The organism is Actinoallomurus acanthiterrae, from assembly GCF_054775715.1.
In genome coordinates, this window is sequence record NZ_BAAHCO010000001.1 from 3,311,093 (window position 1) to 3,324,835 (window position 13,743).

Genomic DNA, 13,743 nt, shown 5'->3' on the forward strand with positions numbered 1-13,743 from the left:
CGTCGAGGTCATGCACGCTCTGCTCAACGGCCTGCTGATCGCCGCCGTCGTCGTCCTCGTGATCTACCGCCGGTTCGCGCCGCGGCGCGTCGCCGCGGAAAGGCCGTACGTCCTCCCCGTCATCCTCGCCGTCGTCGGGTTCGGCCAGGGCCATGTCATCGATCCCCGCCACCAGGTGCTCGCCACCGTCCTGCTGGCGGCGGAGATCGTGGCCGCGCTCGCGCTCGGCTGTGGGCTCGGCGCCACGATGCGGGTCTGGCGGGAGAACGACGGGTCCGTCTGGAGCCGTGGCACGTGGGCGACCTTCGGCGTCTTCCTCGCCTCGATCGCCGTACGGGGCGGCGCGGTGGCCTTCGGGTACGCCGCCGGGGTCAAGGCCGGGACGGGTGACATCCTGGTGTCCGTGGCCGCCTGGATGCTCACCCAGAATCTCCTGCTCGCCTGGCGTGCCCGTACCCTCCCGGCGCCGGTTAGCGTTGACGCGTGACCACCCCCGGCTTCCTCCGCAACCGGCGCCACCTGCTCGACCTGGCACGCGCCGCCGGCGACGGTGCGGACGGCCGGGAGCGGATGCTGTTCCGGATCGGCGCGCTCGTCGTCGCCATCGTGTGGTTCGGCTACGCGATGCTGCACGGTCCGCGCCGGCCGGGCTTGGGACTGCACGGTACGGACCTCGCGTACACCGCCGGAGTGCTCCTCGCCGTGTTCGGGTTCGTCCTGGGGATCCTCTCCCACCGGTTCCGGTGGCCGTACGGTCCTCTGATCTTCGCCGCCGACGCCTTCGTCGGCATGCTGCTCTACGTGAGCGCGCCGGCCCGGCCCGCCAGCGCCCTGCTGTTCGCGGTGTCCGGGTTCGCCGCGGAGTACTACTCGGTGCGCCGCGCGCTGCCCACGTTCTTCATCTCGGGCTTCGCGATCGGGTTCGGGTTCGTCCTGCAGCACGGCCGGCTGGGAGACCTGTGGGCGCTCATCGGCCTTGCCGGGATGTTCGCCGGGGTGCGGGCGAGCAAGGCCCGGGAGGCGACGCGGCGGACCGAGCAGGAGAACCTGGTGCTCGCCGAGCGCGCCCATATCGCCCGGGAGATCCACGACATCCTGGCCCACTCCCTGTCCGCCCAGCTCGTGCACCTGGAAGGGGCCCGGCTGCTGATCGCGAACGGCCGGACGGACGAGGCGCTCGACCGGGTCGAGCGCGCCCGCGGCCTGGCCCGCAGCGGGCTGGAGGAGACGCGCCGGGCGTTGGCCACCTTGCGCGGGGACATTCCGCCGACCGACGAAGTGGTCCGTGAGCTCGCCGACGAGCACCGGTCCCTCGCCGACGTCCGCTGCCAGGTGACGATCACCGGGCAGCCCCGCGAGCTGGAACCGAAGGCCGGCCTGGCGATCATCCGCACGGCGCAGGAGGCGCTGACCAACGCCCGCAAACACGCTCCGGGCGCGGACGTCGTGATCGACCTGCGCTACCTCGACGACCGGTGCGAGCTGGAGGTCCGGGACACGGGCGGTACGGGGCCCGGCCCGCTCGCCGCGACCGGCGGCGGCTACGGTCTGGTCGGGATGCGCGAGCGCGCGGAGCTGATCGGCGGCGCGCTCGAGGCGGGTCCGGAGGAGAAGGGGTTCAGAGTGCTGCTGAGAGTGCCGCTGTGACGCGCGTCCTCGTGGTCGACGATCAGACCGTCGTACGCGACGGCCTGGTGCTGCTGCTCGGGCTGCTGCCCGGGATCGAGGTGGTCGGGTCGGCGGCCGACGGCGAGGAGGCGCTGCGGCTGGTCGACGAGCACGTACCGGAGGTCGTGCTCATGGACCTGCGCATGCCGCGCGTCGACGGCGTGGAGGCCAGCCGCCGGATCAAGGCGGCGCATCCGTCCGTGCAGATCGTCGTGCTGACCACCTACAGCGACGACGAGTCCGTGTTCGCGGCCCTGCAGGCGGGCGCCCGCGGATACCTGACGAAGGACGCCGGCGCGGACGAGATCGCGCGGGCCATCGAGGCCGTACGCGACGGAGACGCCCAGCTGGACCCGTCCGTCCAGCGACGGCTCGTCGACGCGCTCGCCTCCGGCGGGCAGCCGCCGCGGCGCCGCAAGGGCGACCTGCCGGACGGGCTGACCCAGCGGGAGGCGGAGGTCCTCATGCTGATCGCCGAGGGGAAGTCCAACGCGGAGATCGCCCAGGAGCTGTTCATCAGCGAGGCGACGGTGAAGACGCACATCAACAACCTGTTCGCCAAGGCAGGGCTGCGCGACCGGGCGCAGGCCGTGACGTACGCCTACCGCAAGGGGCTCGCCTCGTCTGGGTGATCCGCTGCTAGGGCGTGTGGGGCAATCGCGGCTCATCGGAAGGCAAGGGGTCGGTGTGTTCTCGGCGCACCGACGACATCCGCGGTGACAGTGAGTCTTTTGTCGACTACTGTGCGCCATTGTTCGGAGTGAATGCCTTTCCAAGGAGGCCGCATGCGGAAGTCCCGCATGATCGCTGAATGTCTGCGTCGTCACGCCTGGTGGCGACTCAACCGAGCCGACGCACGCGACGACGGGCGCAACGCGCGGAGCGCGGTCGCCCTCCTCGACGCCGCGGCGTACGCCGCCGATCTCCCGGACGACGCGGCGGTCATCGCCCGTCTCGCCGCGGCGGGGTGCTTCTCGGGCGAGGAGTTCCGGCTGAACGACGTCGCCGAGCGCATCGTGCGCTTCTGGCATTACGAGGAGGCCTGCGGCGGACCGGCGGACCTGCTCGACGCCATCGCCGAGACCGTCCAGCCTCCCAAGATCCCCGCACAGCGGGACGGCGGCCGCTCACTGCGCCGCTGACCCGCAGCGCCGCCGGCCGCTCCGGTCAATCGGCTGTGACAGCACGCCGGACGCATTCGCGGAGCAGGGTGCGGCGCCCTTCGTGTACGTCGGAGGGCTCCTGGTCGGTCGCCGCGTAGACGTTACTGACCGGCGACCAGGCCATGGACATGGCGATGACCATGGCCATCACATCGAACGGGTCACCCTGGCGCACTCGCCCGGCGGCTTGGGCTTCAGCGATGGCTCGCAACTTGTGGTCGTCGTAGTGGTCGTGGTCGTCCACGAGGTGACCGGCCGGTCGGCGCTCCAGGCGTGCCCAGGTGGCCAGCCTGATGAGGTCGGGGCGGCGAAGGTACTCGTCGTAGAGGCGTACGGCCCAGTCCGCGAGGTCGTCGGCGTCGATCGGGACGACATTCGTGATGCGTTCCAGCGAGCCGAAGAAGATCGCGTCGAAGAGCTGTTCCTTGTTGCCGAAGTAGGCGTAGAGCTGGGCCTTGTTGGTGCGCGCGGCCGACACGATCCGCTCGATGCGTGCCCCGGCGATGCCGTGCTGGGCGAATTCCCGCGTCGCCACCTCAAGAATTCGCTGGTACGTCGCGGCTCCGCGTGAGGTCAGGGGCTGGTCCGCCATACCCGGACGATAACAGACAGAACGGTTGGTTTGCCAAGGCGGAGAGGCTGGGCTTACGGTCGTAATAAACCGAACAGTCTGTTTAAGGAGACTTCTGTGCGGACAACGACCGGATGGCGGGTGGACGGGCCGACGGTGACGCTGCGGCGCACAACGCTGGAGCGTCGCGAACTGCGCGCCGACGATCTTGCGATCCAGATCGACTACTGCGGCGTCTGTCACACCGACCTGCATGCCCTCCGCGACCACGACGGGGAAGCGGGACATCCCCTGGTGCCAGGGCACGAGTTCACGGGTGTGGTGACCGAGACGGGGTCCGAGGTCACCCGCTTCTCCGTCGGTGACCACGTCGCGGTCGGCAACATCGTCGACTCGTGTGGCGAGTGCTCCATGTGCCGGGTCGGTCAGGAGAACTTCTGTCACGCCTTCCCGACCCTGACCTACGGAGGGACCGACCGGCGCGACGGATCGACCACTCTGGGCGGGTACTCCCGTGAGTACGTCGTCCGCGACCGGTTCGCCTACCCGCTTCCCCCCGGTCTGGACCCGGCCGCCGCCGCTCCGCTGCTCTGCGCCGGCATCACCGTCTGGGAACCCTTGCACGCTCTGGGGGTGGGGCCCGGCAGCCGCGTCGGCGTGGCGGGGCTGGGCGGCCTGGGGCACCTCGCGGTCAAAATGGCCGTAGCCCTCGGCGCCACGACCTCGGTCATCAGCCGTTCGCCCGACAAGGCGGACGACGCACGTCGTCTCGGCGCTCACGAGCTCATCGTGTCCACGGAACCGGAACAGATGGCCAGAGCCCGAAACAGGTTCGACGTCGTCATCGACACCGTCTCCGCCCCGCACGACCTCGGCCCGTACCTGCGACTGGTGGCCATGGACGGCACCCTCAGCCACCTCGGCCACCTCGGGCCGGTCACCGTGGAGACCATGGACCTGCTCGTGGGGCGCAAGAAACTCAGCTCCGCAGGCAGCGGCGGCCTTCCCGCGACCGCTGCCATGCTGGCCTTCTGCGCCGACAAGGGCATCACCGCCGAGATCGAACTGCTCCCCTCGGCGCAGGTGAACGAGGCCCTCGCCCGTCTCCGTCGCAACGACGTCCGCTACCGCTTCGTGCTGGACATGTCCGACCTGAGCTGAGCGGGCAGGGCACATGGCCTCATCCGGCCAACGTCGGCCCCGCCGACCACCGGCCTCGCACGGAAATTCGGATGCCCGTCGCCGGTGGGGCGGGGAGGATGACCGGATGCGCATCCGTGCGGTGGAAGCCGGCGATCTTCCGATCCTCCAGGACATCGAGGTGGCCGCCGGCCGGTTGTTCCGCGACGTCGGCATGCCGGAGATAGCGGGGGACGACCCGCTGCCGCTCGGGGAGCTCGCCCGCTACCGGCAGGCCGGGATGGCGTGGGCGGCGGTGGACGCGGCCGATCGGCCGGTCGCCTACCTCATCGCCGCGCGCATCGACGCCGGGGTGCACGTGGAGCAGGTGTCGGTGCATCCGGACAGTGCGCGCCGGCGGATCGGCCGGTCACTCCTCGACCACGTGGCCGCCCAGGCGGCGGACGAAGGGGCGTCGGCGCTCACTCTGACCACCTTCGAGCACGTGCCGTGGAACGCTCCGTACTACCTGCGGTGCGGATTCCGGCCACTGACGGACGCCGAGCTCACCCCTGACCTGCGCGCCATCCGCCGACGAGAGGCCGCCCTCGGCCTGGACCGCTGGCCGCGAGTCTGCATGCTGCGCCCTCTGGATAGTTTTTGACAGATCGATCAAAAACTGTCAATCTACCGGCATGGCACGTCCGAGGAAGTTCGACGCCGACGCGGCCGTCGAGTCGGCGATGGAGACGTTCTGGACCAAGGGGTACACCGCGACCTCGACCGATGATCTGATCAACGGGACCGGGATGCTCCGCGGCAGCCTCTACAACGCCTTCGGCAGCAAGCGGGGCCTGTTCGAGCTGGCACTGCGCCGTTACCGGGACAAGGGCGCGGCCGGGCAGAACGCGATTCAGGCCGACCGGCCGCCGCTTGAGCGCATTCGGGGGCTCATGCTCGGCGGCGTGGATCGGACGGTGGCCGACCGCCGCGGCTGCCTCGCGGTCAATACCGTCACGGAACTGGCCGGTGCGGAGCCCGAGCTGTCGGCGCTGGCCCGCCAGTGCCTCACTCAGCTCGAAGCGGCGCTGGTGGAGGCGATCGAGGACGGCAGGGCCCGGGGTGAGATCCGGGCCGACCGGCCGGCCCGCCTGCTCGCTCGCCAGGTGATGAGCGCCTTCCATGGTCTGCTCGTGCAGGCCAAGGCCGGCTACGACTCCCAGTCGCTGCACGAGACCGTCGACGCGGTGGTCGCCGACCTGCGCGCCTGAGTGCCGGCGGGAAGGTGCCTTCGCGCGCCCAAGTTTTTGACTGATCCATCAATAACGGAGGATTCCATGCCCCTGCTGCCCGTCATCCTGGCGGCCTTCTTCATGTACGGCTTCGACGGCAACGTGGTCAACGTCGCCCTTCCCGCCATCCAGTCCGACCTCGGTGCCGGGGCGGCGGCACTGGAACTGGTCGTCGGCGGCTACGTCTTCAGCTACGCCGCCGGGCTCGTCCTCGGGGGCCGTCTGGGCGACCTTCTCGGCCGGCGGAGGATGTTCCTGACGGGTGTGGCGGCCTTCACTCTGGCCTCCGTGCTGTGCGGGCTGGCGCAGAGTCCGGTCCAACTCGTGCTCGCCCGCATGCTGCAGGGACTGACGGCCGCCGCCATGGTGCCGCAGGTACTCGCCCTCATCACCACCGTCATCCCTGGGGAGCAGCGGCCACGCGCGCTGGCGTGGTTCGGCGTCACCGGCGGACTCAGCGGCGTGTGCGGCCAACTGCTGGGCGGCCTGCTGCTCGGCGCCGACGTCCTCGGCCTCGGCTGGCGGGCGATCTTCTTCATCAACCTGCCCGTCGGCCTGATCGTCTTCGCCCTCGCCTCCGCCCTGCTGCCGCGCACCACCGCCAACGGCCGCCCGGCCCTGGACGGGATCGGCGCCTTGGGCGTCTCCGGATCGCTGGCGCTGGCACTCGTGCCCTTGGTCCTCGGCCGGGGGGAGGGCTGGCCGGTGTGGATCTGGGTGCTCCTGGTGTCCTCTGTGCCCGCGTTCTGGGCCGCCGTGATGTGGGAGCGCCGCGTGGCCGCTCGCGGCGGTCAGCCGCTGCTCGACCTGACGCTGTTCCACCGGAAGGTGTTCACCCTCGGCATGGCCATCAACGCCGCGTTCATGGCCTTCTTCGCCAGCTACACCTTCGTGATCAGCCTGACCCTGCAGACCGGTTTCGGGTACAGCGCGCTCAGGGCAGGGCTCATCTTCACTCCCACGGCGGTGCTGGCCATGGTCACGTCGCTGGCGGGCAAGCGTCTGATCGTCAAGTACGGTCTGCGGGTCATGACCGCGGGCGCGGCGATCACCGGGCTGAGCGTGCTGCTGGTCGCGGTCGAGTTGCAGGCCGAAGGGCACCGCGTCGCCGTCCCGTGGCTGCTCACCGCGATGGGCCTGATGGGCGTCGGCAACGGCCTGATCCTGCCGTCCCTGGTCGGCGCGCCGATGGCCGGGATCACCCCCGAGCGGGCCGGCGTCGCCTCGGGCACGCTCTCCACCATCCAGCAGTTCGCCGGCGTGACCGGTGTCGCCGTCGTGGGCGGGATCTACTTCGCGGTGCTCGACCGCGATGGGTACGCGACGGCCGCGGAGGTGGCCGCATGGATCGCACTGGCCCTGGTGCTCACGATGATGGTGCTGACGGCACAGCTGGCCAGAGCCGTGGTCGCGCAGCGCCGGCCGAGCACGGACAAGCCCGGCGCGCTGGTCTCCTGACCTGCCCACGCGCACTCATGACAGGCCGCTCCCACGGTGGGCCGCCCGCTGTGCGGGCGGCCCGTCCGTCTCGGGGTTACTCCTGAGGAGGCTCTCCCGCCTCGGTGGCGTCTCCCGCCTCGGTGGCGTCTCCGGCCTGGTCGGCGGCGTCCGGGGCACTGAGCGTGACGGGGCCGGCGATCGCGGCGATCGGCGCGGCCAGCCTTTCGCCGGATCCGTCGCGGCGGCCCAGCTCGGTGGGCAGGTCGGTCGCCTTGCCGGTCATCCCGGCGGCCTTCGCCGGGACCGGGCCCGCCCAGGCGAACAGCAGGGCGTCCTCGCCCTTGAGGAACCGTTGCGCCCGGACACCGCCGGTGGCGCGGCCCTTCGCCGGGAAGTCGGCGTAGTCCGAGACCTTGATCGCACCGGTCTGGGTGCCGGGCAGCGCGGTCGAACTGCCCGCGATCGTGACGACCAAGGACTCACGGGAGCCGTCGAGGGCGCCGAACCAGATGGCCTTGGCGTCGGAGCCGAGACGGATGCCGGCCATACCGCCCGCCGCGCGGCCCTGCGGGCGTACGGACGAGGCGGGGAAGCGCAGCAGCTGCGCGTCGCTGGTGATGAAGACCAGGTCGTCGTCCTCGGAGTCGAGTTGCACCGCGCGGACGACCCGGTCGCCGTCCTTGAGGCCGATGACCTCGAACTCGTCGGCGTTCTTCGGGTAGTCGGGCGCGACGCGTTTCACGACACCCTGCTCCGTGCCGAGGGCGAATCCGCGGGTGTCGAGCGAGGCGATCCCGACGATCGTCTCGTCCTGCTCGAGGGCGACGAACTCGCTCACCGGCGCGCCGCCGGCGAGGGACGGCGGGGATGCCGTCGGCGGTATGGCGGGGATGTCGATGACGTCCATCCGGATCAGGCGGCCGGCGTCGGTGACCGCGCCGACCTGGCCGCGCGCGGTGGCGGTGACCGCCGAGACGATCACGTCGTGCGCCGCCCGTGGGCCGTCGGCGGGCAGCGGCTCGGCGGACATCGTCCGGGCGAGCAGGCCGGTGGAGGACAGCAGCACGAAGCACGGGTCGTCGGGGACCTCCAGCGGCACCACGGCCGTCTTGGTCTCGCCGGTGGACTCCAGCAGCGCGGTGCGGCGCGGCGTGCCGAACGTCTTGGCGATCTCGGCGAGCTCGTCGGAGACGACCTTGCGAAGCTTCCGCTCCGACTCGAGGATCGCGGTGAGCGCCGCGATCTCCTTGGTGAGCTGCTTCTTCTCCTTCTCGAGCTCGAGCCGGTCGTACTTGGTGAGGCGGCGCAGTGGCGTGTCGAGGATGTACTGCGCCTGGATCTCCGACAGCTCGAACGTCTCCATCAGCCCCGACTTGGCGGCGGCGGAGTCGTCGCTGGACCGGATGACCTGGATGACCTCGTCGATGTTCAGCAGCGCGATCATGAGACCGTCGACGAGGTGCAGCCGGTCCTCTCGCTTCGTGCGGCGGTACATGCTGCGGCGCCGCACGACCTCGATGCGGTGGTCGACGTACACCTGGAGCAGCTCGCGCAGGCCCAGCGTGCGCGGCTGGCCGTCGACCAGCGCGACGTTGTTGATCCCGAACGTCTCCTCCATCGGCGTGAGCCGGTAGAGCTCCTCCAGCACCGCCTCGGGGTGGAAGCCGTTCTTGATCTCGATGACGAGGCGCAGGCCCTGCTGCCGGTCGGTGAGGTCCTTCAGGTCCGCGATGCCGGCCAGCTTCTTCGCGTTGACCATGTCCTTGATCTTGGACACGACGCGCTCGGGGCCGACGGCGTACGGCAGCTCGGTGACGATGATGCCCTTGCGGCGCGGCGTGACCTGCTCGATGTGCGCGGTGGCGCGGGTGCGGAACGTGCCGCGCCCGGTCGCGTACGCGTCGCGGATGCCCTCCAGGCCGACGATCTTGCCGCCGGTGGGGAGATCCGGTCCGGGCACGAAGCGCATGAGCTCCTCGAGCGACGCCTCGGGGTTGTCGATCAGGTGGCGGGCGGCCGCGATCACCTCGGTGAGGTTGTGCGGCGCCATGTTGGTCGCCATGCCGACCGCGATGCCCGACGCGCCGTTGACCAGGAGGTTCGGGAACGCGGCGGGCAGGACCTCCGGCTCGGTCTCCTGGCCGTCGTAGTTCGGCCGGAACTCGACGGTCTCCTCGTCGATGCTCTCGACCATGAGCATGGCCTCGCGGGCCATCCGGGCCTCGGTGTACCGCATCGCGGCGGGGGAGTCGTCGCCGCCGAGCGACCCGAAGTTGCCGTGCCCGTCGACCATGCGCATCCGCATCGCCCACGGCTGCGCGAGGCGGACGAGCGCGTCGTAGATGGCGCTGTCACCGTGCGGGTGCAGCTTGCCCATCACCTCGCCGACGACGCGGGCGCACTTGACGTGCCCGCGGTCGGGCCGCAGGCCCATCTCGTTCATCGAGTAGAGGATGCGACGCTGGACGGGCTTGAGCCCGTCGCGCGCGTCGGGAAGCGCCCGCTGGTAGATGACCGAGTAGGCGTACTCGAGGTAGCTGCCCCGCATCTCCTCGGAGACATCGACGTCGACGATGTTCTCTTCGAAGTCCGGCGGGGGAGGGGTCTGCGAACCGCGTCGTGCCATGAGGACATTGTCGCGGGTGCCGGTGACATCTTTGGCCGCTCCCCGCCTCTTCCGGCATGTCTCGGCCGGACGCTTGGCAACGACAAGTCTTGTCGTATGCAATACTTTCGGGTCATGGGGGACAAATCGGGCGCGCCGCTGGACGAGGAGATCGACGCGTTCCAGACCGCCACGAAGGACCTGGTCGGCGTGACGCTTCGCAGCCTGGAGCTGCTGGAAGGGCGGGTCTCCCTCCCACAGTTCCGGGTGCTCGTCGTGCTCGCCGATCTCGGCACATCCCCCTCGTCGAGCGTCGCGCGAGAGCTCCACATGAACGCCTCGTCGGTGACCCGGCTCGCCGACCGTCTGGAGGCGAGCGGCCACGTCGTACGCGGCCACGATCCGCGCAGCCGCAGCATCGTCACGCTGGCACTCACGCCCGCGGGCCGGCGACTGGTCGACCAGGTCATGCGGTGGCGGCGTGAGGAGCTGGCGCGGATCCTCGGCCGGCTGAGCCCGTCCGACCGCGCGCTTCTGACCGCCGCGCTGCACCGGTTCCACGAGGCGGTGGGCCGTGACGACGCCGACAGGTCGTATGGGCCCGTACCGCTGTGAGCCGGCGAGGCGTTGGCAGGTCGTACGGTCCCGTACCGCTGTGAGCCTGCCAGGCGTTGGCAGGCCGCCCGCGTCCCCGGCACCGGCCGGTCGGGCGAAACAAGAAGAAAAGACGGCGACGTCCGCGCGGGCGTCGGTGAGTCGCCCGCGTCGACGGACGAACGGGCGGGATGAGAGGAGGACATGTGAGCGCACGGCTGAGCGGAGCGAAACGCCGGCCGCCGTCCCTCGGTGACTTCACCGTCGGGCCGAGGATGCTGATCGTCACCCTGTGGGCGCTACCGGTGGGCGGGGCCGCCGCCCTCGCCGCCCTGGGGCTTCTGCGGCTTGTCGCGCTCATCACCGATCTGGTGTTCTACGGGCGACCGGGCACCGCGCTGCTGGCTCCCGGCCTGCACCCGCACCCCTGGTGGCTTCTCCTCTCCGCGCCGATCGCGGGCGGTCTCGTCGTGGGGCTGATGGCGAGGTACGGCTCGGAGAAGATCCGCGGACACGGCATGCCGGAGGCGATCGAGGCGATCCTGACCGGCGGCAGCCGCGTGACTCCACGCGTCGCCGTGCTCAAACCGGTGTCGGCCGCCGTCAGCATCGGCACCGGCGGGCCCTTCGGCGCGGAGGGCCCCATCATCATGACCGGCGGGGCGATCGGGTCGATCCTGGCGCAGGCGCTGCACCTGACCGCGGACGAGCGCAAGACGCTGCTCGTCGCGGGCGCGGCCAGCGGAATGGCCGCGACCTTCGACTCGCCGCTCGCAGCCGTCGTCCTCGCCGTGGAACTGCTGCTCTTCGAATGGCGCCCCCGCAGCTTCGTGCCCGTCGTCGGCGCGGTCTCGGTCGCGACCGTCGCGCGGGGCTTCCTGCTCGGCACCACGCCGCTGTTCCCCGTCTCCACCGGCGGCATCCACCTGACCGCCGGCGTGCAGGCCCTCTGCCTGGTGTCCGGCGCGACGGGCGGGCTGCTCGCGATCGCCGCCACCTGGATGGTCTACCGGGCCGAGGACGCCTTCAACCGGCTCCCCGTGCACTGGATGTGGTGGCCCGCCATCGGCGGGGCGATCATCGGACTGGGCGGCCTGATCGAACCGCGGGCCCTCGGCGTCGGCTACGACGTCATCGACCAGCTCCTGACCGGCCGGGCGACCATGGCCCTCATCCTGGGCATCCTGGTGGTCAAGACGCTGATCTGGTCGCTGTCGCTCGGCTCCGGCACCTCCGGCGGCGTGCTGGCCCCCGTCTTCATGATCGGCGGTGCGCTCGGCGCCCTGGAGGGATACCTGTTCCCGCACGTGTTCCCCGGGTTCTGGGCGCTCATGGGCCTGGCCGCCGTGGTCGGCGGCGTGATGCGCTCCCCGCTGACCGGTCTCATCTTCCCCCTCGAGCTCACCCACGCATGGGCGACCGGCCTTCCCCTGCTCATCGCCGCCACCTCGGCGTACGCCCTGTCGACGCTGCTCCTCGACCGGTCGGTGCTCACCGAGAAGATCGCCCGGCGCGGCCTGCACCTGACCCGTGAGTACTCCATCGACCCGCTCGAGGGCTTCTTCGCCCGTGACGTCGTGCACACCGATCCGGTGACGTTCCGCGCGGACCAGCCCGTCGCCGAGGCGGTCGACGGCGTGGACCGGCGGCGCCTGTACCCGGTGGTGAACGACGAGGGCCGGCTGGCCGGAGTGGCCACCCAGAGGGCACTGCGGGCCGCCGCCGAGGCGTCCGGCGAGCGCACGGTGGCGGACGTCATGGTCGCCGACCCGGTCGCCGTGTACGCGAACGATACCCTGCGCTCGGTGGCCTACCTGTTCGCCGAGCACTCCATCACCCGCGCGCCCGTCATCCGGCCGGACGACGGGCGGGTGCTGGGCGTCATCGCGCTCGGCGACCTGCTCGAAGCCCGGCTGCACGACCTCACCGAAGAGCACCATCGCGAGCGCCATCTGCGCGTTCTCCGCTGGTGGGGCGACGCCTCGAGCACGCGAGACGACGAGGAACGGCCGGCTCCGCTCGACGACGAACGAGCGGCGTGACCGCCGGAGCGGGCGGTGTGGGCCTCGTTTGGCTAACGTGAGGCCTTCTCGGAGAAGGAGCGCCCGCATGTACGCCGACTTCCAGTTCGAGATCTACCTCAACGGCCTGAATGACGTCCTGCCTTCGCTGCCGACCGACCTGACCCGCCTGGAGGCGCTCGCCCGCGAGAAGATGCCGCGCGAGGCGTACGACTACGTCGCCGGGTCGGCGGGCACCGGCGACACCGCGGTCGCCAACCGCGAGGCGTTCCGGCGCCGGCGGATCGTCCCGCGCATGCTGTGCGGCGTCACGGGCGGCGATCTCACCACGCTGGTGCTCGGCGCGGAGCTGCCGGCTCCGCTGGTGCTGGCGCCGGTCGGAGTGCTCCGCATCGCGCACCCGGAGGGGGAGCTCGCGGTGGCGCGGGCGGCGCGTTCCCTCGGCGTGCCGATGATCCTCAGCACGGCCGCGTCGTACGGCATGGAGGAGGTCGCGGAGGTGGCGGGTCCACGCTGGTACCAGCTGTACTGGCCGGGCGACCGAGACCTGGCGGTCAGCTTCCTGGAGCGGGCGGCGGCCGCGGGCTACACCGCCCTCGTCGTCACGCTCGACACGTTCACGCTGGCCTGGCGTCCGGGCGACCTCGACAACGCCTACCTGCCGTTCCTGCGCGGCATCGGCATTCAGAACTACCTCGCCGACCCGGTCTTCACCGCCAAGGCCGGGGCGGATCCGATCGCCCACTGGGCAGGCGTCTTCGGGAACCCGAGCCTGACCTGGGATGACCTGGCGTTCCTGCGCGAGCACTGGGACGGGCCGATCGCGCTGAAAGGGATCCAGCAGACCGACGACGCCCGCCGCGCGGTGGACGCCGGCATGGACGGCATCGTCGTGTCCAACCACGGCGGGCGCCAGGTGGACGGGGCCGTCGCCTCGCTGGACGCGCTGCCGATCATCGCCCACGCGGTCGGCGACCAGATCGAGGTGCTGTTCGACAGCGGCGTACGGACCGGCGCGGACGTGCTCAAGGCCCTCGCCCTGGGCGCCAAGGCGGTCCTGCTGGGCCGCCCGTACGTGTACGGTCTCGCGCTCGACGGCGAGGAGGGCGTCCGGCACGTGCTGCGCTGCCTGCTCGCCGAGCTCGAACTCACGCTCCGGCTGTCCGGCCACGACGGCGTCGCCGCCGTGTCCGCGGAGGCTCTCTACGAGCAGGGGACCTGACGAATGTCACGCCCGTGCCCTGCGAACCTCATGCCCGCCCGGTGACGT

The 13,743-nt window shown here is 71.0% G+C and carries 13 protein-coding genes; 11 read left to right on the forward strand and 2 right to left on the reverse strand.

The features are described from left to right. Nucleotides 1-10: 10 nt before the first annotated feature. The 4 genes from ACYVF7_RS16145 to ACYVF7_RS16160 all read left to right on the forward strand — a co-directional run bounded on the left by ACYVF7_RS16145 (nt 11) and on the right by ACYVF7_RS16160 (nt 2,810). A complete protein-coding gene (locus ACYVF7_RS16145) occupies nt 11-487 on the forward strand; it encodes a hypothetical protein (protein WP_460340539.1) in 477 nt (158 codons plus the stop codon). After that, entirely contained in the window at nt 484-1,647 is a 1,164-nt protein-coding gene (locus ACYVF7_RS16150) for a sensor histidine kinase (RefSeq protein WP_460340542.1), read from the forward strand. Before ACYVF7_RS16145 ends, ACYVF7_RS16150 begins: the two co-directional genes overlap by 4 nt. Beyond that, on the forward strand, nt 1,644-2,300 hold the full coding sequence (locus ACYVF7_RS16155) for a response regulator transcription factor (RefSeq protein WP_460340545.1): 657 nt from the start codon (nt 1,644-1,646) through the stop codon (nt 2,298-2,300). The genes ACYVF7_RS16150 and ACYVF7_RS16155 overlap by 4 nt, the downstream gene beginning before the upstream one ends. 153 nt (nt 2,301-2,453) lie before the next feature. After that, on the forward strand, nt 2,454-2,810 hold the full coding sequence (locus ACYVF7_RS16160) for a hypothetical protein (protein ID WP_460340548.1): 357 nt from the start codon (nt 2,454-2,456) through the stop codon (nt 2,808-2,810). A gap of 25 nt (nt 2,811-2,835) precedes the next feature. Here the strand turns inward: ACYVF7_RS16160 and ACYVF7_RS16165 are convergent, their stop codons facing one another. Next, nucleotides 2,836-3,423: a TetR family transcriptional regulator gene (locus tag ACYVF7_RS16165; protein ID WP_460340551.1), complete on the reverse strand. Its 588-nt coding sequence runs from the start codon at nt 3,421-3,423 to the stop codon at nt 2,836-2,838. A gap of 96 nt (nt 3,424-3,519) precedes the next feature. On the opposite strand from ACYVF7_RS16165, the gene ACYVF7_RS16170 reads away from it, so the two are divergent. From ACYVF7_RS16170 to ACYVF7_RS16185, 4 genes are all read left to right on the forward strand, one after another. Next, nucleotides 3,520-4,563, forward strand: a complete 1,044-nt coding sequence (locus tag ACYVF7_RS16170) for an NAD(P)-dependent alcohol dehydrogenase (protein WP_460340553.1) — start codon at nt 3,520-3,522, stop codon at nt 4,561-4,563. Between the two features lie 106 nt (nt 4,564-4,669). Then, complete coding sequence (locus ACYVF7_RS16175; RefSeq protein WP_460340556.1) at nt 4,670-5,185, forward strand: GNAT family N-acetyltransferase; 516 nt, start codon at nt 4,670-4,672, stop codon at nt 5,183-5,185. Between the two features lie 31 nt (nt 5,186-5,216). Next, on the forward strand, nt 5,217-5,792 hold the full coding sequence (locus tag ACYVF7_RS16180; protein ID WP_460340559.1) for a TetR/AcrR family transcriptional regulator: 576 nt from the start codon (nt 5,217-5,219) through the stop codon (nt 5,790-5,792). A gap of 66 nt (nt 5,793-5,858) precedes the next feature. Next, nucleotides 5,859-7,271, forward strand: coding sequence for an MFS transporter (locus ACYVF7_RS16185; protein WP_460340562.1), 1,413 nt, complete (start codon nt 5,859-5,861; stop codon nt 7,269-7,271). A gap of 76 nt (nt 7,272-7,347) precedes the next feature. Here ACYVF7_RS16185 and ACYVF7_RS16190 read toward each other — a convergent pair whose 3' ends face one another. After that, nucleotides 7,348-9,879, reverse strand: coding sequence for a DNA gyrase/topoisomerase IV subunit A (locus ACYVF7_RS16190; protein WP_460340565.1), 2,532 nt, complete (start codon nt 9,877-9,879; stop codon nt 7,348-7,350). Nucleotides 9,880-9,993: 114 nt separating this feature from the next. Here ACYVF7_RS16190 and ACYVF7_RS16195 point away from each other — a divergent pair, with 114 nt between their 5' ends. From ACYVF7_RS16195 to ACYVF7_RS16205, 3 genes are all read left to right on the forward strand, one after another. Next, complete coding sequence (locus tag ACYVF7_RS16195) at nt 9,994-10,473, forward strand: MarR family winged helix-turn-helix transcriptional regulator (RefSeq protein ID WP_460340568.1); 480 nt, start codon at nt 9,994-9,996, stop codon at nt 10,471-10,473. 185 nt (nt 10,474-10,658) lie between these two features. Next, nucleotides 10,659-12,494 carry a chloride channel protein gene (locus ACYVF7_RS16200; RefSeq protein ID WP_460340571.1) on the forward strand — a complete coding sequence of 612 codons (1,836 nt, stop codon included), beginning with the start codon at nt 10,659-10,661 and terminating at the stop codon, nt 12,492-12,494. 67 nt (nt 12,495-12,561) lie between these two features. Continuing rightward, nucleotides 12,562-13,695, forward strand: a complete 1,134-nt coding sequence (locus ACYVF7_RS16205) for a lactate 2-monooxygenase (RefSeq protein WP_460340574.1) — start codon at nt 12,562-12,564, stop codon at nt 13,693-13,695. Nucleotides 13,696-13,743: the final 48 nt, after the last annotated feature.